We start from the raw sequence: 20,596 nt of genomic DNA, 5'->3' as shown, positions 1-20,596 counted from the left end.
GGCATGTGATGGTGGCAAAGTAAGCGTCATGTATGCAGACGGCCCAAGAGACAGCTCTGGGCCGTTTCTGTTCTAAGAAGAATTCATTTTCTACCGTATTTTAGGAGATCAACATGACTGCAGTTACAGCAAGCATGGTTAAAGAACTGCGCGACCGTACAGGTCTTGCAATGATGGAATGCAAAAAAGCATTAACAGAAGCGGGCGGCGACATCGAATTAGCGATTGACAACCTTCGCAAATCTGGCCAGGCAAAAGCTGCTAAAAAAGCTGGCAACATTGCTGCTGACGGCGCAATCACGATTGCTCAAGAAGGCAATAAAGCGATTCTTTTAGAAGTAAACTGCCAAACTGACTTCGTTGCTAAAGACGAAAACTTTGCTGGCTTCTCTGCTAAAGTTGCTGCTGCTGCGCTTGCTGCAAACGAAACTGATGCGGCTAAAATTGCTGAACTTAAGCTTGAAGACGGCGCGACTGTTGAAGAAGCCCGTATTGCGCTGGTTCAAAAAATCGGTGAGAACATCCAAGTTCGCCGTGCGAAAATTGTTGAAGGCGAAAACCTTGCAGTTTACAAACACGGTTTAAAAATCGGTGTTGTTGTATCTTACACTGGCGATGCTGCGACTGGTAAAGGCATTGCAATGCACGTTGCTGCGTTCAACCCGGTTGCTGTTACAGCTGAACAAGTTTCTGCTGAACTGATTGCTAAAGAGAAAGAAATTGCTGAAGCAAAAGCGATTGAATCTGGCAAGCCAGCAAACATCGTTGAAAAAATGGTAACTGGTTCAGTTGAGAAATACCTGAACGAAGTTGTGCTTGAGCGTCAAATGTACGTAATCGACAACGACAAGAAAGTTGCTGACGTACTGAAAGCGACTGGCACTGCTGTTGCTCAATTTGTTCGCTTCGAAGTAGGCGAAGGCATTGAGAAAAAAGCGGAAATGAGCTTCGCTGAAGAAGTTGCCGCTGCTCAGGCTGCTGCGCAATAATCCGCTAGCGGATTAAAAAAAGCCCCATGTGTTGGGGCTTTTTTTATGGGTGGAATATGCTGGAAAAAAGGAACAGAAATGGCCAATAAAACGCATTTGGGGATTGGCGCTGTAATTGCGCTGCTGGCGGCTGCTTATTTTGGCATTGACCTGCAGCAGGGCAAAATTGAACAGGCGGCGCAGCCGCAGGATTCTGCGCTGAGCCAGCAGGACACGGCAGCGGATGCATCTTCAGCGGAGCAGCCGTCTAGCCGCCATCAGGATGATGCGGCGGAAATTGCCGCTGCTTTTGCGCAGCGGCAAAGCAATATTCAAGTGCAGGCAAGCGGGCAAGTCAAGGCGGTGCTGCGCGATGATAATCAAGGCTCGCGCCATCAGAAATTCATTTTAAAGCTGCGCAATGGGCAAACCGTTCTGCTCGCGCACAATATTGATTTATCGCCGCGGGTTGAAAACCTGCAACAAGGCGATACGGTTGAATTCTACGGCGAATATGAATATTCAGAGCGCGGCGGGGTCATTCACTGGACGCATCATGACCCGCAGCGGCGCCATGCGGACGGCTGGCTGAAGCATAATGGGAAAATTTATCAGTAAGCGGATGAGCAATTTTGTTCTATGCATCCGGCAAAAAAGCGCTATGGTAAGGCCTTCACAGGGCGGAAACAGTCATGCATGCAATCAAACGGCTTGAATTTGCAGATTATCACCATGTGCAGGAGCTGGGCGGGCTGGAAATGCTCAGGGCGTCCTATCAGCAGACGCAATTTTCCAAGCATACGCATGCAGGCTACTGCATTGGGCTGATTGATGAAGGCGCGCAGGCTTTCCTGCGCACAGGCAGCCAGCATATTGCGCCGCAGGGCGACATTATTTTAGTCAATGCCGATGAAGTGCATACCGGCTCTTCGGCGGTTGAAACCGGCTGGCGCTACCGCGCGATTTATCCGACGCCGGAAATGATGCAGGACATCAGCCGGGATTTCTTCAGGGAAACCGGAACAGCGCCGTGGTTTCCGCAAGCCGTGGTGCATGATGAAGGCCTGGCGGAACAGCTGCGCCTGCTGTTTGATTTGCTGCTGCAGCCGCAGAACGCGCTGTTCAAGCAGAGCCTGTATATTTCGACTTTGGCTTATTTGCTCAGCCGGCATGGGCAGTCCCGGAAAAGCCTGCAGGCGCTGCCGGAAGCGCAGCGCAAAGTGCTGCTGGTGCAGGAGCTGCTGGCCAGCGCGCCGGAACAGGAGCATCAGCTGGCGGATTTGGCAGTGCTGGCCGGCCTAAGTCCGTGGCATTTATTGCGCCAGTTTAAAAAATACACCGGCCTGCCGCCGCATGCCTGGCTGGTGCAGTGCCGCCTGCGCAAATCTTTAGAGCTGCTGAAGCAGGGGCAGGATATTGCCCTGACTGCGCAGCTGTGCGGATTCTCCGATCAAAGCCATTTCACCCGGCATTTTAAAAAAGCCCTGGGCTGCACGCCGGCGCAGTACACTGCGCATAAATCTTAATCGCAGATTTCACCTGCAATATTAATGCGCAGCAATTTCATGCAAGCGCTGCGCCGGCTGCGCGCGCATAGTGCTCTTCCTGTTAATTCAAATGATTGAGGAGGAGGCGCCGCTATGCAGCAGTCTATTCAGGAACGGCCGGTTTTAGGCTTTTGGCGCGGGGTGCGGGATATGCTGCCGCTGTCGGTCGCGGTAATTCCGTGGGGAATACTGGCCGGTTCGGCTGCGGTCAATGCCGGGCTCAGCACCCTGCAGGCGGCGGGCATGTCGGCGCTGGTCTTTGCCGGCGCGGCGCAGCTGGTCAGTTTGGGCATGGTGATGGCGGGTGCTTCAGTTTTCAGCATTGTGATTACAATATTTTTTCTGACCAGCCAGCATTTTGTTTATGCCTTGAGCCTGCGCAGCGCAGCCGCGGAATGGCCTTTAATCAAAAGGCTGTGCCTGGGTTTTCTGCTGACGGATGAGCTGTATGCCACAGCGATGCTGAAGAGCGAGCGCCCTTTTGCATATTTGCTCGGGGCGGGGTTCAGCTTTTACCTGTGCTGGGTCGGCTTCAGCATGGCCGGCATTGGCTTGGCGCATGCCGTGCCGGATTTGTCGGCACTGCATCTGGAATTTTCCATTGTCGCGGTGTTTCTGGTTATGGCTGTTATGCTGATTCAGAATCGGGCGGCTATAGTCGGCGTGATGGCGTCATCGGCGGCCATTCTGCTGTTTTCATGGCTGCAGCTGGAGGCGGGAATTTTGCTGGCGGGGCTTTGCGGCATGCTGGTGTCGGCGCTGATTGATCAGGGAGCGGAGCAGTAGATGAGCTGGACCTTGCTTTTAACCCTGACAGCTGTGGTGTTTTTTAACCGCTATGTTTTTCTGGAGCCGAAAACCGCGGTGCAGCTGCCGGCTTTCGCGCTGCGCATGCTGAAATATGCGGCGCCTTGCCTGATGGTGTCGATCTGCCTGCCGATTGTCTTTTTTGAACAGCAGCAGTGGAAAGGCGTGGCTGCAAACAGCTATTTTTATGGCGCAGTCTTTACCGCTGTGCTGACCGCGCTGACGCGAAAATTGCTGATCAGCATTGCGCTCAGCCTGATTTTTTTCTACGCCATCACTTGGCTTGGAAACTTTTAAACAGGCTGCTGAGCGCAATTCAAAAAAGCGGCTGAAAATGCTGAAAAAATCTCAGGCAAAAGCTGTTTCCACCTGCATGAAGGCAGCAGTGCGGAAAATGCGCGCCATTTGCGTTTTTTGGCCGGTTTTATGCTTTGCTGTGCGTTTGCCTGGTTTTTTATTTATGCGCCAAATGGCGCAAATCTGGAGTAAATAGAGGGATTTGAAGAAAGAGGGCTTTTTCTGCCTGATTTTATGGCGCTGAAATGGGCTGATTCAAGCCAAAATGCACCGTGCAGGATGAGGCTTGAGCCAGCCGGCAAGGCTGGAATCAGCCTAAGCTGCCATCCGCAGCAGGGATAAATCAAGCCGCGCATTAAGCGCGCCGCCGTCAGTAGGCAAAACGGCGCTGCATTCTGGACGCTGTATTCCGCAGGGCAATCCGCCTGGAAATAAAAAAGCCGCTTATAGCGGCTTTTCAGCGTCAAATGCATGCAAAGCAAATAGGCTTAAGAGTTCGGGCCGTCAACGCGTTCAATATTGACGTTTGCTGTGCCTGAATTGGTGATGCCCAATTGCTTGGCAGCACCGTAGGACAGATCCAGCACACGGTTGCCGTGGAACGGGCCGCGGTCATTGACTTTCACCACAACGCTTTTGCCGTTGTTGCGGTTGGTAACGCGGATAAAGCAGTTCAGCGGCAGGCTGCGGTGAGCGGCGGTCAGGCCATTCATGTCGAAAGTGTCGCCGCTGGCGGTTTTACGGCCATGGAACTGGCGGCCATACCATGACGCTGTGCCGGTTTGGCTGAAGCGGCGAACGGTATTGGACGCAACAGTATTCAACTTTTCAATCACTGAAGGCTCATTTTGAGGAATTTCAATTTTAGCAGCAATGGTTTCGCGGCGGATTTTATCGCCAGAACGCTCAGTGATTGAAAGGCTGCTGAGGTTTTTAAAGTTTGAATTAAAGCTTTGCGCTTCTTTGTTTAAAGCGCGCGCTGCAAGGCGGGAATTGTCATTATCATTGCTGAATGATGACTGAACCATTTCGGCTTGCGATTGGCTTAGGGCAACTGCCGCGGCGGCTGCTAAGACATATTTAAGAATTGATGACTGCAATGTTTATCTCCCAAGGGCATTTTGACGTGGCTTTCAAGTATTTGAAATTCATGCAAACTTGCCTGTTATTTCACTTTTGCAACTACATTTGACGAAATGGATAATATTCATGCACTCAATAGGCTGTCTAGCATTTAATTAAAATAGATTAAAAACGGACATAAAATTAACAATAATTGGTTAAAAAATAATCAATAATGTAACAAAATATATAAAAAGCCGTTTTTGTGCGCTTTTTGCTGGATTTTTTTATTGACTTTTCTGCTTTGCAGGAAATTACCAGCCTTATCGGCTGGCAACTTCAGTCCCTAAAAGCCACAGCGCAGTAGCGTACATGCGGCTTTTATTGTAGGTGGTGATGACCTGAAAATTAGGGTAAGTGATGTAGTAAATCGGCCCGTAGCTGTCTTGCAGCTGGATGACATTGACCAAATCCAGATCATCTATTTTTACAATAGGATTCAACGGCGTAATGCCTTTGGCCTTCAGCTCGCCATAGGGCACAGGCTGGGTTAAGTCGGCAGCAATCACCGATTCAGTATTGCTGCCGGCATAGCGCGCGGCGAAGGCAATCGGCTGATCGCGCTGCCAGCCATGCTGCGCAAGGTAGTTGGCGATAGAGCCGATCGCATCGACGGCGGAATTTCTCAGGTCAATATGGCCGTTGCTGTCGTAATCTACGCCGAATTTAGGAATATTGCTGGGCATGAACTGCGGATAGCCGATTGCGCCGGCATAGGAGCCGACCACAGAATTGGCTGCTATGCCATCCTGATATGACCAGGCAATCAATGCGGACAGTTCATCCTGAAAGTACTGCGCGCGGCGTTCGTAGCCAAAACCCAAGGTTGCCAGCGCATCGCGGGTGACAAAAGAGCCTTTGTTGGCGCCATAGCCGGTTTCTACGCCTAAAATGCCTAAGATGATGGACTGCGGAACGCCAAACTGCTGCTCTGCGCGGTTCAGTGTGTCCGCGTACTGCTGCTTAAAGCGCACGCCGCGCTGAATGGTGCTTTCCGCCAGAAAATTGGTTTTGTAAGCGTACCAAGGCTTGCTTTCGCCCGGGCGGTTCATAATGTTTATAATGTTGGGTACATTTTTTGCGCCATTCATCGCCCAGTCAACCTGTTCGGCGCTTAGGCCGTAAGTCTGCATGGTTTTCTGCTTAAAGCTGAAATATTGCGGGCTGTTTTGAAAGTCATTGGCTTGGCAGAAGCTGCTTGCATAAAAAGATCCAAGCGCTATGGCAAGCATTTTAAATTTTTTATACAGATGGCGTTTTAACATATCGGGCTGTGTTCCAAAATTATTATCAATACATGTCTGATGAGACAGTAAGGCGCTAAAAGCTGCAGGAAGATGTAAAAGCATTAAAAAATGCTTTGATTATAAGTCATATGGCGCAGTCGCCTAAGATAACACTCATGCTTTGCAAGTTAACAAAAACTTATAGAAAAATAGACAAGGATTGACTAAAAGCAAAACATATTATGCGCAGCAGCCGGGCTTAAAGCCAGTTTATGCGCCGATATTGCCGGAAAAAGCTGAAAAAATGGCCAGAATTGTGCGGGAATGCCAAAGCGCATAAGCTTCTGCAGCAGCCTGCATGCAAAGCGCGGATGAGGGCTGAACCGCGTCAAAACATAATATTGGAATGGCTGCAGGAAAAGCCTGCTGATGCGCAATGCGCAGATGCATTGAAGAGGCCATATGCTGAAATCGGCAGGATACTGAAACGGCAGGATTGCGCAATAAAAAAGCCGGACAGTGTTTATGTCCGGCTTTTATAAGACAGCTGGCTGCAGCCTGCAGCCGAAAGCTGCTTAGGAATGGAACATGGAATCATGCGCTTCTGCCAGCGCGCCCAATTCCTCTTTGCTTAAATTCGGGAAGATCTTGTCAATCGCAATATGAACGGCCTTAATCACCGCTGCCGAGCCGATATCGGCAGCTTTGCGCTTAATCATGCCCAAATCCAGCGTCTTATTAAAGTCATTCATAAAGTGGCGGACGGTAGATTCTGCAAACTGCTTGTACAGTTCGCCAAAAGCCGCCTTATTCACGTCGTTGCCGGCTTTAATCTCGGCATAGGCCATTTTAAGATTAGTCACCAGGCCCGCGTCCAGTGCTTCGCCCACGCGGTAGCTGCCGGCTGCATCCTTAAATAAGCTTCTTTCAGAAAATTCGATGGACTGCTTCACCACTTCATTGGATGACTTGCTGAGCAGCTGCTTCAGCAGCACCGCTACAGTGGACTTGACATAGCCCGCCAGTTTTTCGGCAGTTTCGCGCTTATCGCTGGCAGGGAACAGCCGCACTGGGCCAAGAATCGTCGCATCAATGATTTCATCATTGATCAGCAAGGCAGTTTTATCGCGTAATGGATAAAGCGGCTCACTGGAATTCTTCTTCTGCTGGCCGGTCTGAATGCTGTTAAGCAAATCTTCTGTCGGAATAAAACCAAAAAACGGCATCGTCTCTTAACCTCAATGTTTTTCTTTTACTGTCGCGCCAACCGGATTGGGCGAGGCATCCATGTTAAGTCCGATACGCGGCAAGGGTTGATGTCCAAACCGCCGCGCCGCGTATAGGCAGCATAAACCATCAGCTTTTCCGGCTGCAGGTTTTGCCAGATGTCGGCATAAATCTGCTCTACGCATTGCTCATGAAAGCCGTTATGCTGACGGTAAGAAATAATATAAGCTAAAATACTGCGATAACAAGGTTTTTTACCCTGATAGCGGATAAAAACAGTGCCCCAGTCGGGCTGTCCGGTCACCGGGCAGTTGCTTCTGAGCAAATGCGAGTACAGCTGGATTTCAGTGTGTTCTGCATTTTCATCATCCAGCTTCAGCAAAGCTGCATCAGGATGGCTGGCCAGGCGCTCCGGCGTCAGCTCATCAATGCAGATGCCTTCCGGCTGCGAAACAGCCAATGCGTCGGCCTGAATCAGCTCAATCGCCACAGGCGCCTGCGCAGCGGCGGACAGGTCTTTTTCCACAGTGGCGATAAAGGCTTCCTGCGAGTCAAACCGGGTGAAGTTCATGCTGTTGAAGTAGAGCTTCAGGGATTTTGATTCGATCAGGTTGGGGGACGAAGCCGGCAGGGTTAGGCGGCCAATTGCCACCTGCGGCATGCCGGCAGCATTCAGCCATGAAATTTCAAAGACATGCCACCAGTCCTTGCCCTGCTGAATGCCTTCAACCTGCGCATACTGTTCACGCGCCTGAGCGCGCGCGATAGGGAACAGAATACCGGGCTGATATTCTGTCGGGTAATTGGTGTCTTTACCTAAAAGAGAATGTTCTACACTCATTATTCACGCATTCCTGAACCACGAGAAAGTAAATAGTAAGCCGCGCAGTACAGCGCCGCGCAGCATAAAGTAACCACTCCCAGTGAAATGCCGACATTGACATCGCTGTGGCCTAAAATGCCGTAGCGGAAAGCGTTGACCATATACACAATGGGGTTGATTAGGGATAAGTTTTGCCAAAATGGGCTTAAGGCGGAAATTGCGTAAAACACGCCGCCTAAATAGGTCAGCGGTGTCAGCACAAAAGTAGGGATAATCGAAATATCATCAAATGATTTGGCATAAACGCCATTGATGAGCCCGCCCAGTGAAAACAGCAGGGAAGTCACCAGTACCGTATATATGGTCACAAACCAGTTGGTGATATGCAGGTCGGTAAAAAACAAGCTCATTGCCGTAACAATAATGCCGACCAGCATGCCGCGGCAGACCCCGCCTAAGACATAGCCCCATAATATAGCATGCAAAGGCACCGGGCTCATGATCAGCTCTTCAATGCTCTTTTGAAATTTTGCGCTGAAAAAGCTGGAAGATACGTTGGCGTAGCTGTTGGTAATCACCGCCATCATGATCAGGCCGGGCACAATGAACTGCATATAGGTAAAGCCGCCCATTTGCCCAATGCGCGAACCGACCAGATTGCCGAAAATCACAAAGTACAGGCTCATGGTGATAGCGGGCGGCAGCAGGGTTTGCGGCCAGATGCGCATGAAGCGGCGGATTTCTTTATGAACAAGGGTATACAGGGCGATTTTCAGCTGATTGAAATTCATTGCGCAGCGCCCTCAAGATTTTTTTCCACCATTTTGACAAACAGCTCTTCCAGCCGGTTGGATTTGTTGCGCATGCTGCGCACCTGCACGCCTTGCGCCTCCAGCAGCTGAAACAGCTGATTCAGGGTGTGGGCCTTATCCATCGTGACTTCTAGCGTAACCGGATCAATTAAATTGAAGCGCATGCCGATAATGTCCAGCTTCAGCGGCGCAATCGGCGCGGCCAAATCGAAAATAAAGGATTCTTCGCTCAGCTGGTTCAGGAAGCTTTTCATGCTGGTGTCTTCCTTAATTACGCCGCGGTCAATGATCGCAATGCGCCGGCACAGCATTTCGGCTTCTTCCAGATAGTGCGTGGTCAGAATGATTGATGTGCCTTTATTGTTCATTTCTATCAGGAAGTCCCACATTGAGCGGCGCAGCTCGATGTCTACGCCGGCAGTAGGCTCATCTAGGATCAGCAGCTTAGGCTCATGCATCATGGCGCGGGCAATCATGAGGCGGCGCTTCATGCCGCCGGACAGCATGCGCGCCTGCACTGCGCGCTTGTCCCACAGGCCGAGTTTTTCCAAATAGGCTTCGGCGCGCTGTTCCGCGATTTTTTTAGGAATGCCGTAGTAGCCGGCCTGCGTGACTAAAATATCAAAAGTTTTTTCAAACTGGCCGAAGTTGAATTCCTGAGGCACGACCCCTAAGCACTGCTTGGCCTGAGAGGGATGGGTGTCTAAGTTATGGCCAAAAATTTCGACAGTGCCGGAAGTCTTTTTGGTTAAAGAGCTGATAATGCTGATGGTGGTTGACTTGCCTGCGCCATTTGGGCCTAAAAGCGCATAAAACTCGCCTTCAGGCACAGTCAGATTGATCCCCTGAAGCGCCTGAAAGCCGTTTTTATAGGTTTTCGACAAATCTTTCAACATCAATGCATCAGTCATGAACATCTCGCCCGGTGAATAATATGAGTATTGTGAGCGATCTGGCGGAATAAACCAAGCAATTCACCGGGAATTCTGCGTTGCAAAACTGGAACATTGTATAAAGGATGAGCATAAAAATGACATACTTCTATATAGATACTTTACCTTGCTGATTTTTTTGATATGATGTGCTCGCGCGCTCATAGCTCAACTGGATAGAGTACAGGTCTCCGAAGCCTGTGGCGTGGGTTCGAGTCCCGCTGGGCGCACCAAATTCTCGAATGTGTAAAGAAGATCAGCAGCAAGCAATTAATTGATTTTCAAAGGGAAGGCTTATAAATCCCTTATTTAATGATCACATTAATGTACGAGTGAATGACTGATTAATTCCCAACTCATTCCCATGAAAATGAAAAGAATCGAGTGAAAAACATATAAAACCCCTCATTTATAGAAATTAAAAAATATTTAGGGACTATCGTTTTTTTGAAGTAATAAAGTAATATTTTTATATAATCATATTTAATACAATAACTTATAGAGTTTTTAAAAAGTAATTTAGAGGTAATATTTAAGTAATTTATTACTGTGAAAAAAGGTGATATTTATAAATATTTCACTTCAATAAAATCAATAACTTAAAAAATATTACTTCAAAAATTACAAAAAATTACCTTTAAAAGTAATGTATTTAATTATTTAAATTCAATTACTTAAAAACACTTATTACTTTATTACTTCAATCGATGTCCACTATCTAGAAAAATACATTTTTATGTCCTTATAGGTTTTGAAAGTATCCATTGATGTGCTCGTAATAAGGTCGGTGAAATATTTGTTTTTGTCTTTTCTGAAAAATCATATTTCGTAGTGAAATGCAGTATTAAAAAATTAGCCTAAGCCTTGAAAGATAGTAGTAACGGCCTGCCTTGGCTTTGATTTCAACTTTGCTTGGCTCCGCAGTAAATCAGACACATTTAGAGCGGGCAGGTGGGGTGGGGCAACTGCGCGGGGCTATGGTATGGTCAGTACAGTTGGGAATACTTCTCATTTGTGCTTAAGACAATAAAAAAGCCTGCAATCGCAGGCTTAATTTTAGATTTTAAATCTGAAATTTATTTAGATTGAATTAATCCATACTCTTTGAACTTAATTACTTCATCACCGGCCCATTCATTGAACTGCAGCAAGCGTGATTGAAGCGGAACAATTTCATTATGATAAAAAACTTCAGTTGCAGATTTAATATCACCAAAGCCACCGGCATTGCTCGGTACAATTCCCATCAGCTGCGGTGGGATCCGTAGTGCAGCAAGTGTGTCATCTCGGGTAATGGATTTAATATTCGTGAAGTCATCCTTTGCAGCAATTTCTGAAGTCGGAATAACTTGGATACCATCCTTTTTACCATTAGGACTGTAATAAAAAAGATTACGGAAGTTTCCAGGACCTTTACTTTCTTTTAAAGCAGTACGCAGGGCAGTGATGTCGTTTGGATCACTGGCAGGGTCATTCACATAAAGAATGAACCCGGCATGAGATCCGTTGTTGTAGTACTTGCGACGGAACAATGTCGCTGATTCATTTAGCCAGGCACTTTGTAAAGCCGAAATATATTCTGGTGTACCATAAATTTCCTGATCAATATCTGTCTCTCGGATCTGACAAATACGGTCTTGAGGGAACTCATATTCTGTATACCCACGATGACCTTGATCTAAATAAAAGTATTGTCCTTTATGTTCTCCAGCACGAGTGTACTTTGCCAATGCCGGTTTAAATTCAATTGTATTCCCAAGTCGTGAACGTACATCTTCAACGTAAGTATTTCCACACCAGATAAAATCCAATGCGACTTGTTCAAATGACTGCCGGCTCATGCGGGGATGGGGCTTAAACAAATTGGCCAGGAAGTTACGCTTAAAAATGATTCCACTACTCAAATATGGCGTGGACTTCCAGCTTTTGGATAATCCTTCCAGGCTCACTTGCGGTTCATACCAACGGCCATTGAACCAGCATTCCATATAATTTGATAAATCATGGCCATCCAATACTGGTACTGCATCACCAAATGAAAATGCTTCGGTCTTTTGTGGAATAGCTTGCTGCAAAGGTTGCGGTAAAAAGTTTAAGGCTGTGTTCATTAAACTTTTAGCTGTTGAAAAAGGGTTCATGAATAAATCTCCAATACGGAAGTATTTGTTTCTGTTATACCGGCCAGTGGTTCGTTATAAATTGCATGCATCAGTGCCCATGCGAGATCTGCATGACCAATTTCTTCTGAACGTCCGGCAGTGAAAGTGATTTGTGTTTGACTGGCTGTCATTGTTTTTTTTATGCTCATTAATGACTGGGTCAGGTCTTTATCGCCTGCATCATATTCAAGTCGTCCATTGCGGATGACATCTAAGGTTTTATAGACGAGCTGGGCCTTAACTTCTGGTGAATACTTAAAGGCATGAACTGCAGGGAAGAATTGTCGAACCAGCTCTGCGACACCAACCCCCATACCTGTCGTATCAATCCCGATATATGTGACGTTGTAACGTTTAGTGATACTGCGAATATGTTCAGCTTGTTGAGCAAAGTCATCGCCTTTAAATTGATGACGTTCTAGGACTCGGAACTTACCACCGGCAACAGCTGGCGGAGCAAGTACGACTAGCCCGGCATTGTCACCACTTAAAGCCGGATCATATCCAACCCAGACAGGCTTGTTTGCAAATGGACGTGTATGCCATATCTTGAAATCTGACCAAAGTTCCAAACTGTCGACCATGCAATGCATCAGCATATTGAGTGGGAACATGGATTGGCCATCATCCACAAACTCGCACATCAATAAGTTCTGGAAGTCTTCTGCAGAGTATTCAAAACGAAGGTCATCAATATTAAATAAATCACATCCGCCTTCTTCAGCATCCAGGATGGTGACAATCTGACGCCAGATTTTATCTTCGCAAAGCCTGCCTTTTTTCAATGATTCATGTGAGACATCTATAGTAACTTGCTTATCTTTGGGACGACCTTTATTGAACCGGGCACCAGTCCAAAATCCGTAGGCTTCATGGGTAATCGTGGACGGTGTAGAGAAATAGGTTTTATGCCACTTTTTATGCAGGGCCATTGCCGAAGCAACTTTTTCCAGTTCATTGAATCCATGAGTCCAGAAAAATTCATCGAAATAGAAATTACCGTGATGCCCCTGGGCGGTACGGTAGTTTGTTCCCAGGAATAAAAGTTCAGCACCATTCGGAAGGACAATAGGATCCCCAGTCAGTTCAACACCGCAAACATCTGCTGCAAAGGCTTTAATGTAATGTTTGAAAATATGTGCCTGGGCTTTTGAAGCAGACAGAAAAATCTGATTTCGTCCAGTTTTTAAGGCATCAATCAGAGCCTCCCGGGCAAAGTAATAAGTGGCACCAATCTGCCGGCTTTTTAAAATTACACGAGAGCGTTGGTCAATGGCTCGGTACCAATTCCATTGGTACTCAAATAGACCTTCTTCAAAGGCAATGACTAGATTTTCAATGTCTTCTTCAGTAAACGAATTGGGAACTTTTTTACGTGGTGCTGTATTACGCTTGCGGAGCTCTGGGTTCAGATCAGCTTCGGTACCATCGTTGCGATATTTTTCAATTCGGGCAAACTCTTTATAAGCCCGCATCAACACATCAATTTCTTTAATGTCGCCAGATGTCTTTTTATTTTTAAGAATGAGCATCATTAAACGTAGAGACAGGGCATTCTCGACACGATTTTCGGGTTTCTCTTTTTCCCAGTCTTCACGTGTTTTCCATGCCTGAACTGTACGTTCATTTTCATTGAGTACTTCTGCAATATCGACAATCTTCCACCCAAGCCAATACAAGAACTTGGCTTTAAGTTTGTTGTCCATAATCAGATGCAAATTTGCTATAGGGGATAGGTCATTCATTGCCATTTGCTGTTTGCTTTAATGTGCAAACATTGGCAGTACAAGGCTTAATTATCAGTCTGACCAAGTTGTAAAAAGCCTTAATACAACAGCTTCCAATTGCCTGTATTACTCATCATTGCCCATTCTGCACCTATTCAAAATCGTGATTTTTATCCGTTCATAATTAACGAATAGGTTTGCAAATGAGCAAAGACAACAAAGACAAGAAATACAAATCGAAATGGTTTCGTATTGCTGTAGCGGGTGACACGACCGACGGTCGTGAAATTCAAGCCGATTGGATTATCCAAATGGCGCAAAACTATAATCCAGACACCTATGGTGCTCGTATCAATATTGAGCATTTCCGTAGCGTTTTTCCTGACGGTATTTTTGGTGCTTATGGTGATGTCCTGGCATTAAAAACTGAAAAAGTCACTATTGATGGTGAAGAAAAAGATGCACTGTTTGCACAGATCGAACCGACGCAAAGTCTGATCGAACTGAATAAGAAAAAACAAAAAGTCTATACATCAATCGAAGTTGATGAAAATTTTGCCAATAAAGGTTCAGCATATCTTATTGGTCTTGCTGTAACTGACAGTCCAGCATCATTGGGTACCGAAATGCTTCAGTTCGCAGCCGGTGCAAAAGTAAATCCATTTGCTGACAAAAAGCAACGTCCAGAAAACCTGTTTACTGCAGCTCAAGAAGTCACTCTTGAATTTGAAGAAGTGAAAGAGCCGCAATCCTATTCCGCAGGCTTACTAGATAAAGTCAAAAAACTATTCTCAAAACAAGAACAAACAGAGAAGAAGTCTGCGGAATATTTTTCTGAACAAGAACAAGCCATTGTTGAAATCGCTCAGGAAACAGCAAACCAAGGCCAAGCTGTTTCAAAACTTGAGAATGATTTCAATACCTTAAATACCGAGCATGAGCAGCTCAAACAAGACTTCAACGAATTGAAAAGCAAGCTGGACAGTGAACCGGATACTGACCCACGTCCTAAATCTGGCAATTCTAATTTCAATGAAGTTGTTGATTGCTAATTCAGTTCGCTAGCCCTTACCAGCATTAAAAGAGTACATATCATGCGTAACGAAACACGTTTTAAATATAACGCAGCCATGAAACAACTGGCTAAACTGAACAACGTTGAAAAAGTCTCTCAAAAGTTCAATGTTGAACCCTCAGTCCAACAAACACTAGAAGATAAAATCCAGTTGTCTTCTGCATTCTTGCAGAAAATTAATATTTTCGTGGTACCAGAACAGTCTGCTTCAGCTGTAGGTCTAGGGATTAGCCGTCCGATTGCATCGCGAACCAATACAGGTACCACTGACCGCCAGGCAGTAGATCCGTCATCAATGGATGAGCGTTTCTATTTCTGCCGTCAAACCAACTTTGATACAGCCATCAAATACGCAAAATTGGACCAGTGGGCGAAGTTCAAAGACTTTTATGCACGTTTTTCTGGTCAAATCCAGAAACGTCAAGGCCTTGACCGTATCATGATCGGCTTTAATGGTACTTCTCATGCAGCTACCACGGATATTGTTGCCAATCCTAAGTTGCAGGACGTCAACAAAGGCTGGCTGCAAAAAATGCGTGAAGAAAACGCTGCGCGTGTCATGTCATCTGGTGCAACAGTAGGAAAAATTACCATTGGCGCAACTGGTGACTATCACAATGTCGATGCCTTAGTCATGGATATGGTCAGTGAACTGATTGATGAAGTTCACCAGGACAATCCGGATCTGGTTGTACTGTGTAACCGTAAAACAGTTTCAGACAAGTATTTCCCTCTGGTTAACAAAGAGCAGGATAACTCTGAAAAACTAGCAGCTGACCTCATCATTAGTCAAAAACGTATGGGGAATTTGCCTGTTTATGCAGTGCCATTCTTCCCTGAAGGTACCATCCTAGTAACGACTTTCGACAACCTGTCAATTTACGTCCAGGAAGGTGCTCGTCGTCGTACTGTCATCGACAACCCGAAACGTGACCAGATCGAAAACTATGAATCTTCAAATGAAGATTACTACATCGAAGATCTAGGTCTTGCTGCATTAGCAGAAAACATCGAATCGGTGTAAGCCTATGTCATTAGCACGTCAACATTTCATGAAACACAGTGCTAAAGCAGCAGCCGAAACGGCTGCTGAATTCGGCACCATGCAAGAGCAGTCCTTTTATGAATTGCAGCTTGCCCAGCTCAATAATGACCGCCACCGCTTAAAGCAGATCCAGTCTACTGAAGCGAAAATCCAGCTTAAAAAAGCATTGGTACCAACATATTTACCGTATATAGACGGAATTATTGAAGCCAATAAATCTGTTCAAGACGTTGTATTCATGACCGTTCTGGTCTGGTGTATTGATGTTGAAAATTATGCCAAAGCTTTAGAAATGGCTGAGTTTGCACTTGTGCATAACATGATCATGCCGGACCGCTTTGAACGTAAAACTGCAACTTTGGTGACGGAAGAAATCGCCAATGCATTTTTGAAACAGCTCAAGACCAATGCAGAAGTTGATATCGCAGTACTTCAGCAGCTCGAAAAAATTGTTATTCGAACGGATATCGATGCCAAAGTTTTGGATATGCCAGACCAGGTCAAAGCAAAACTTTTTGTCGCACTGGGTAAAGCCAAAATCAAATTGATCGAAAGTAAAGATGAACCTAGTCAGTCCGATCTTGCATTCGCTCAAGATGCCCAGGCTTATCTTGAACGGGCAATTGAACTAGATGAAAAATGTGGTGGTAAACAGGATTTAAAAACAGTGGAAACATTGTTGAAAAAGTTTGTACCGCAGCAAGTCGAACAAACCGAATCATCAGCGAATGCTGATAGTTCACAACCCGCAAATGATCAAAAAGAAACGGATCAAAAAGCGGATTAACCGAGTGCCCACGCACCGCATGGGCGAACAATGGTGATGTCATTACATTGTAATACTCATTAAAACCATTGTTCCCACCCGTGCACTAAATATTCAATAAAAACAACGGCAGGGGACATCATGGGGTTTGTCGCAAATGGCAATAACACACCAAGCCAGGTCATCATCAAGAGTGACCCGTTTTATCCGGATGTTGTTCTGGATCACATCCGTGAAGTCGTCAGAATCGATGGGGCAGTCACAAATGCCAGGCTCCAGCAAGTCATCATTGAAGAAGTCATCGACGTCAATCGACTGCTCAAAAGTTTAAAAGACCAGGCAGCTCAGCTATCCGATTTATCAACGACTCAAATTAACAATCAACCAGAAACCGATTATCTGTATCTGTCTGCAGTGGCCAATGGTGTCGCAGCCAAAGTGAATGAGAACTACCGTAATTATGACAGTTCAAATTCAGGAGCAAAAAAGGCCGAACAGGCGGAATGCACAGTCGACGATTACAGACGAAATAAGCAATGGGCCATTCAGCAATTACTGGGTGAAAACCATACCGTGGTGGAATTGATATGAAAATGAAAATCTCATCGGTCGAGACCCATAAGCGTACACATACCTACAGATTTGAACAACGTGAATTAGAACGACTTGCACTTGAAAAAGTAGCAACAGAACTAGGTCTTGATCTGACCCACAGTTGCTTAAAAGCTGAATCCAGAATCGTACCAAATTCACAAGGTATTAATCCGACATTATATGAGTGCGAAATCAGAATTGAAGAAAGCTTGGATTGTAAGGAATAGATGACTTATGGCCAAAACTATCAATGCCCTGCAATACGACACCGTCGATGCGATCTGCTGGAGAGAATATGGCAGAAGTTCCGGAGTGGTGGAAAAAGTACTTGAAGCCAATCCAGAACTTGCTGCGCTTGGACCTTTTCTTCCAATGGGCACTGAAGTCTTTCTGCCAGATATCGAAACATCACAACAAATTAAACAAACCATCCAGCTATGGGATTAATAAAAATATGGCAGAACCAACCACAACAGCAACAGTTGCCGGATTAAGCGCAATGGCATTTCTTCCTTTTATTAATGGGGACGCGATGCTGGGGGCAGTACTCGGAGCAGCTTTCATTGCCACTTATGAAAAAGACTTAAATGGCTGGCAGCGTCTTCGTACCATGCTCTTATCAACCGGAATTGGATATCTGCTTGCACCAGAAATTACCAGCCGAACCATGATTACCAGTGATGCAACGGCTGCCTTAATTACATCAACATTTTCACTTTTTATCTTGGTTAAAGCCGTGGATTGGGTGAAGAAAACCAAGCTATCTGAAATGTGGAAAGCATTTAGAAATGGGGGATCCTCATGATTGAACATCTATTCCAGTTTATTGCCCTGATTGCATATCTGTTCTGTGCATTTCGCATCATTTGCTATAACCGCAACGGATCAGACTTTCATCGTGGCTATGCATGGCTTGCAGCCATGCTCATTGCTGCATGTATGGGGCAAACCGTACATATCCTGTTTTTTAAAGATCCGGTCACCATCTGGGACGCATTCTTTGCTGCTCTGCTGGCTGTACTCATCTATAAAACCAAAGGCAATGTTGCCAAACTGATCTGGAGTCCGGCATGATTATTAAATTTGGTGCCCGTGGCGATGCTGTCGTCAGCATACAAAAGCAACTCATCAGCCTGGGTTTTAAAGCCAAAGATGGCAAAGCCTTAAAGCCGGATGGCGACTTTGGTGTCAATACTGAATATGCAGTACTGCAGTTTCAGAAAAGTGTCGGCATTCTGGCCGACGGTAAAGTCGGGGATAAAACCCGGGCAGCACTGGCTGGCCAAAACGTTTCCAAGTTTTTAAAAGATAGTGACTACACAGCAGCTGCAAAACGCCTAAACGTTTCTGAACTGGCCATCCGGGTATTTGGTGCAACTGAAGGTCGTGGTGTCGGTTTCCTGAAAAATGGCAAGGCCAAAATCCTGTTTGAACGTCACCGCATGTATCACTACCTGGTGCAGCTCAAAGGTAAAACATTTGCCAATGCCCAGATGAAGCAGTATCCAAACCTGGTCAATACTGCCACCGGTGGCTATAAAGGTAATGAAGCTGAATACACACGTTTAAGTCTTGCAAAGAATATCTGTCCGGAAGCAGCTTTAATGTCATGCAGCTGGGGTCAATTCCAGATCATGGGCGAAAACTGGAAAGAACTCGGTTATAGCTCGGTATTTGAATTTGTAGAACAGATGCAGGCCAATGAATCCCTGCAGCTGGAAGCCTTTATCCGTTTTATTGAATGGAAAACCGGTACCGTAAATGGCAAAAAAGTTACACTTCTTGATGCGCTGCGTGCAGAAAACTGGGAAGCTGTATTCACCCTGTACAATGGCCAAAGCTATAAAAAACTAGGCTATCAGGCGAAGTTCCAGAAAGAATGGGATCATCTAGAACCGATCTATGGGGAGCGAAAAGCAGCATGAATGCCTTAGTTATCCTCAAACCATTTGTAAAGCCGATCTTAGCTTTGCTCTGTTTTTTATGTCTGTATTTCGCATTTCAGCATTATATCCATCTGCAGCAAAAAGTTGGCCAGTTAGAAACCACGCTAACTGAAAAGCAGGATCTTATTGATGCTCAAAATAGGAACATTGCCAATATCAAGGAGCAGATCACTAGCCAGGCTCAAGCTATTTCCGACCTGCAAGAATTTCAGGATGAACTGCAGCTGAATTCAGAACAACGAAAAATCACGATTAAAGAGATTTTAAACCATGACCAGGATGCTAAAACTTGGGCTAGTCAGCCTGTGCCCGATGCTATTCGTAGCTTGTTCAACAACACCGGTGCAACAAACGTGGTCCACTCCGCTTTATCCGGTTCTGACCAGGTGCAATAAGCCTTTATTAAATATTCAAACCAATGAAGATTTAATTTTTGCATTAGAAACCACAGAACTGGCCAGGGCACTTTGCGCTGCAAAAGTTGATTCAGTCATCAAGATACAGGAACAACAAAATGAAAAAGCCCGATAGCCTTCGTAGTCATATCCTTGCTGCAGTCAAAGAACTGCAGCGGGATCCAGAACGCATGCTGATTTTTACCGACAAAGGCAATGTCCGTTGCACCGGTGTGAGCGGTCTTTCTTTTGAATACGTCTATGACCTTAATTTCATTCTGACTGAATATGCCGGGGATTTAGATGCTGTCATGATTCCGCTACTGGACTGGGTACGTGTCAACCAGTCTGAACTGCTCATTAACCTGGACAAAAACAAAGAAGCTTTCAAATTTGAAACGGTAATTTTAAACAATGATACCGTAGATCTATCGCTGACTTTTCCTGTGACTGAACGTGTCATTGTAAAACGCCAGCCTGATGGAACATTAAATGTCAGTTTCCCGGCTGAACCTCAGTATGAAACACCTTTGGATTCACAGCCGATGCAGCTTATCGACAACGCGACTGGTGAAGTACTAGCATCCTGGACTTCAGCTTCACCTGGACCATAAAATTGGTGAAGCTATGGCAGATTTAGAATTACTGACAGAACACCTGGGCGCAATGTTACATCAGCTCAGTGATGCTGAACGACGTAAGCTGGAAATGCATATTGCCCGTAAACTTCGAGCATCACAAAAGTCGCGTATTACCAAACAGAAAAATCCGGATGGCAGTACATATGTGCCACGGAAAAACCGCCTGCGCGACAAAAAAAACAAAATAAAAAATAAAATGTTCAATGTCATCAAAAGTGCCAAATACATGCGCATGGAAAGAACAGCCCAGGGCATAGCCATTGGCTTTGCTGGTCGGGTGGCCTTTATTGCCCGGGTTCACCAGTTCGGTTTAAGGGACAAGGTCGACCGTGATGGTCCAACCGTAAAATATGACAGCCGGGAACTGCTGGGCTTTACTGATGAAGAAATAAAAATGATCGAAAACGATGTCTTAGATTACCTGTCAGTCAAGCCATAAAATGAGTTGTAAAAAGCCTAAATACAACAGCAACCACATGCAATAAGG

Annotated in this window: 27 protein-coding genes and 1 tRNA gene; 19 read left to right on the top strand and 9 right to left on the bottom strand. The window is 45.8% G+C overall.

The window, feature by feature from the left end; translation table 11 throughout:
• The first annotated feature begins 113 nt into the window (after nt 1-113).
• From tsf to BEN74_RS05400, 5 genes are all read left to right on the top strand, one after another.
• Nucleotides 114-989, top strand: coding sequence for a translation elongation factor Ts (gene tsf, locus BEN74_RS05420; RefSeq protein ID WP_068911202.1), 876 nt, complete (start codon nt 114-116; stop codon nt 987-989).
• Between the two features lie 78 nt (nt 990-1,067).
• Nucleotides 1,068-1,586 (top strand): DUF3465 domain-containing protein, encoded by a 519-nt coding sequence (locus tag BEN74_RS05415; RefSeq protein ID WP_068911203.1) that lies wholly within the window; start codon nt 1,068-1,070, stop codon nt 1,584-1,586.
• Nucleotides 1,587-1,660: 74 nt separating this feature from the next.
• Nucleotides 1,661-2,494: a helix-turn-helix transcriptional regulator gene (locus BEN74_RS05410; protein WP_068911204.1), complete on the top strand. Its 834-nt coding sequence runs from the start codon at nt 1,661-1,663 to the stop codon at nt 2,492-2,494.
• Between the two features lie 114 nt (nt 2,495-2,608).
• The gene (locus BEN74_RS05405) at nt 2,609-3,301 is read left to right on the top strand and encodes an AzlC family ABC transporter permease (protein ID WP_068911205.1); all 693 of its coding nucleotides are present in this window, start codon (nt 2,609-2,611) and stop codon (nt 3,299-3,301) included.
• A complete protein-coding gene (locus tag BEN74_RS05400) occupies nt 3,302-3,619 on the top strand; it encodes an AzlD domain-containing protein (protein WP_068911206.1) in 318 nt (105 codons plus the stop codon).
• Between the two features lie 488 nt (nt 3,620-4,107).
• On the opposite strand, the gene BEN74_RS05385 is transcribed toward BEN74_RS05400, so the two are convergent.
• From BEN74_RS05385 to BEN74_RS05355, 7 genes are all read right to left on the bottom strand, one after another.
• Nucleotides 4,108-4,719, bottom strand: a complete 612-nt coding sequence (locus BEN74_RS05385; protein ID WP_068911209.1) for a septal ring lytic transglycosylase RlpA family protein — start codon at nt 4,717-4,719, stop codon at nt 4,108-4,110.
• A 285-nt stretch (nt 4,720-5,004) separates the two neighbouring features.
• A complete protein-coding gene (gene mltB, locus BEN74_RS05380; protein ID WP_068911210.1) occupies nt 5,005-6,006 on the bottom strand; it encodes a lytic murein transglycosylase B in 1,002 nt (333 codons plus the stop codon).
• Between the two features lie 231 nt (nt 6,007-6,237).
• Nucleotides 6,238-6,417 carry a hypothetical protein gene (locus BEN74_RS05375; protein ID WP_162898142.1) on the bottom strand — a complete coding sequence of 60 codons (180 nt, stop codon included), beginning with the start codon at nt 6,415-6,417 and terminating at the stop codon, nt 6,238-6,240.
• A 125-nt stretch (nt 6,418-6,542) separates the two neighbouring features.
• Nucleotides 6,543-7,193 (bottom strand): hypothetical protein, encoded by a 651-nt coding sequence (locus tag BEN74_RS05370; protein WP_068911212.1) that lies wholly within the window; start codon nt 7,191-7,193, stop codon nt 6,543-6,545.
• Between the two features lie 26 nt (nt 7,194-7,219).
• Nucleotides 7,220-8,035 carry an NADPH-dependent 7-cyano-7-deazaguanine reductase QueF gene (gene queF, locus BEN74_RS05365; RefSeq protein ID WP_068911213.1) on the bottom strand — a complete coding sequence of 272 codons (816 nt, stop codon included), beginning with the start codon at nt 8,033-8,035 and terminating at the stop codon, nt 7,220-7,222.
• Nucleotides 8,035-8,808: an ABC transporter permease gene (locus BEN74_RS05360; RefSeq protein ID WP_068911214.1), complete on the bottom strand. Its 774-nt coding sequence runs from the start codon at nt 8,806-8,808 to the stop codon at nt 8,035-8,037. Before BEN74_RS05360 ends, queF begins: the two co-directional genes overlap by 1 nt.
• On the bottom strand, nt 8,805-9,740 hold the full coding sequence (locus BEN74_RS05355) for an ABC transporter ATP-binding protein (RefSeq protein WP_068911332.1): 936 nt from the start codon (nt 9,738-9,740) through the stop codon (nt 8,805-8,807). Before BEN74_RS05355 ends, BEN74_RS05360 begins: the two co-directional genes overlap by 4 nt.
• A gap of 178 nt (nt 9,741-9,918) precedes the next feature.
• Between BEN74_RS05355 and BEN74_RS05350 the strand changes: the two genes are divergently transcribed.
• Nucleotides 9,919-9,994, top strand: a tRNA-Arg gene (locus BEN74_RS05350).
• 843 nt (nt 9,995-10,837) lie between these two features.
• On the opposite strand, the gene BEN74_RS05345 is transcribed toward BEN74_RS05350, so the two are convergent.
• Complete coding sequence (locus tag BEN74_RS05345) at nt 10,838-11,899, bottom strand: phage portal protein (RefSeq protein WP_068911215.1); 1,062 nt, start codon at nt 11,897-11,899, stop codon at nt 10,838-10,840.
• Nucleotides 11,896-13,665, bottom strand: coding sequence for a terminase large subunit domain-containing protein (locus tag BEN74_RS05340; RefSeq protein WP_068911334.1), 1,770 nt, complete (start codon nt 13,663-13,665; stop codon nt 11,896-11,898). Before BEN74_RS05340 ends, BEN74_RS05345 begins: the two co-directional genes overlap by 4 nt.
• Nucleotides 13,666-13,850: 185 nt before the next feature.
• Here BEN74_RS05340 and BEN74_RS05335 point away from each other — a divergent pair, with 185 nt between their 5' ends.
• From BEN74_RS05335 to BEN74_RS05275, 13 genes are all read left to right on the top strand, one after another.
• Nucleotides 13,851-14,699 (top strand): GPO family capsid scaffolding protein, encoded by an 849-nt coding sequence (locus tag BEN74_RS05335; RefSeq protein WP_068911216.1) that lies wholly within the window; start codon nt 13,851-13,853, stop codon nt 14,697-14,699.
• A 42-nt stretch (nt 14,700-14,741) separates the two neighbouring features.
• A complete protein-coding gene (locus tag BEN74_RS05330) occupies nt 14,742-15,746 on the top strand; it encodes a phage major capsid protein, P2 family (RefSeq protein ID WP_068911217.1) in 1,005 nt (334 codons plus the stop codon).
• A 4-nt stretch (nt 15,747-15,750) separates the two neighbouring features.
• The gene (gpM, locus tag BEN74_RS05325; RefSeq protein ID WP_068911218.1) at nt 15,751-16,554 is read left to right on the top strand and encodes a phage terminase small subunit; all 804 of its coding nucleotides are present in this window, start codon (nt 15,751-15,753) and stop codon (nt 16,552-16,554) included.
• Nucleotides 16,555-16,674: 120 nt separating this feature from the next.
• Nucleotides 16,675-17,124 carry a head completion/stabilization protein gene (locus BEN74_RS05320; protein ID WP_068911219.1) on the top strand — a complete coding sequence of 150 codons (450 nt, stop codon included), beginning with the start codon at nt 16,675-16,677 and terminating at the stop codon, nt 17,122-17,124.
• On the top strand, nt 17,121-17,354 hold the full coding sequence (locus BEN74_RS05315; protein WP_086374272.1) for a hypothetical protein: 234 nt from the start codon (nt 17,121-17,123) through the stop codon (nt 17,352-17,354). Before BEN74_RS05320 ends, BEN74_RS05315 begins: the two co-directional genes overlap by 4 nt.
• A 7-nt stretch (nt 17,355-17,361) precedes the next feature.
• The gene (locus BEN74_RS05310) at nt 17,362-17,574 is read left to right on the top strand and encodes a tail protein X (RefSeq protein ID WP_086374273.1); all 213 of its coding nucleotides are present in this window, start codon (nt 17,362-17,364) and stop codon (nt 17,572-17,574) included.
• 7 nt (nt 17,575-17,581) lie between these two features.
• Nucleotides 17,582-17,932 carry a putative holin gene (locus BEN74_RS05305; protein ID WP_068911336.1) on the top strand — a complete coding sequence of 117 codons (351 nt, stop codon included), beginning with the start codon at nt 17,582-17,584 and terminating at the stop codon, nt 17,930-17,932.
• Nucleotides 17,929-18,201, top strand: coding sequence for a phage holin family protein (locus BEN74_RS05300; protein WP_068911220.1), 273 nt, complete (start codon nt 17,929-17,931; stop codon nt 18,199-18,201). The genes BEN74_RS05305 and BEN74_RS05300 overlap by 4 nt, the downstream gene beginning before the upstream one ends.
• The gene (locus BEN74_RS05295) at nt 18,198-19,052 is read left to right on the top strand and encodes an N-acetylmuramidase domain-containing protein (protein ID WP_068911221.1); all 855 of its coding nucleotides are present in this window, start codon (nt 18,198-18,200) and stop codon (nt 19,050-19,052) included. The genes BEN74_RS05300 and BEN74_RS05295 overlap by 4 nt, the downstream gene beginning before the upstream one ends.
• Complete coding sequence (locus tag BEN74_RS05290) at nt 19,049-19,468, top strand: DUF2570 family protein (RefSeq protein ID WP_068911222.1); 420 nt, start codon at nt 19,049-19,051, stop codon at nt 19,466-19,468. The genes BEN74_RS05295 and BEN74_RS05290 overlap by 4 nt, the downstream gene beginning before the upstream one ends.
• On the top strand, nt 19,353-19,604 hold the full coding sequence (gene lysC / locus BEN74_RS19895) for an Rz1-like lysis system protein LysC (RefSeq protein WP_416240771.1): 252 nt from the start codon (nt 19,353-19,355) through the stop codon (nt 19,602-19,604). The genes BEN74_RS05290 and lysC overlap by 116 nt, the downstream gene beginning before the upstream one ends.
• A complete protein-coding gene (locus BEN74_RS05280; RefSeq protein WP_068911223.1) occupies nt 19,588-20,082 on the top strand; it encodes a phage tail protein in 495 nt (164 codons plus the stop codon). The genes lysC and BEN74_RS05280 overlap by 17 nt, the downstream gene beginning before the upstream one ends.
• 13 nt (nt 20,083-20,095) lie before the next feature.
• On the top strand, nt 20,096-20,548 hold the full coding sequence (locus BEN74_RS05275; RefSeq protein WP_068911224.1) for a phage virion morphogenesis protein: 453 nt from the start codon (nt 20,096-20,098) through the stop codon (nt 20,546-20,548).
• The last annotated feature ends 48 nt before the right edge of the window (nt 20,549-20,596 follow it).

It is taken from the genome of Acinetobacter sp. WCHAc010034, from assembly GCF_001696615.3.
Taxonomy (GTDB): domain Bacteria; phylum Pseudomonadota; class Gammaproteobacteria; order Pseudomonadales; family Moraxellaceae; genus Acinetobacter.
Note: the sequence above shows the minus strand (reverse complement) of the source record. Positions and strands in the feature narration are given on the sequence as shown.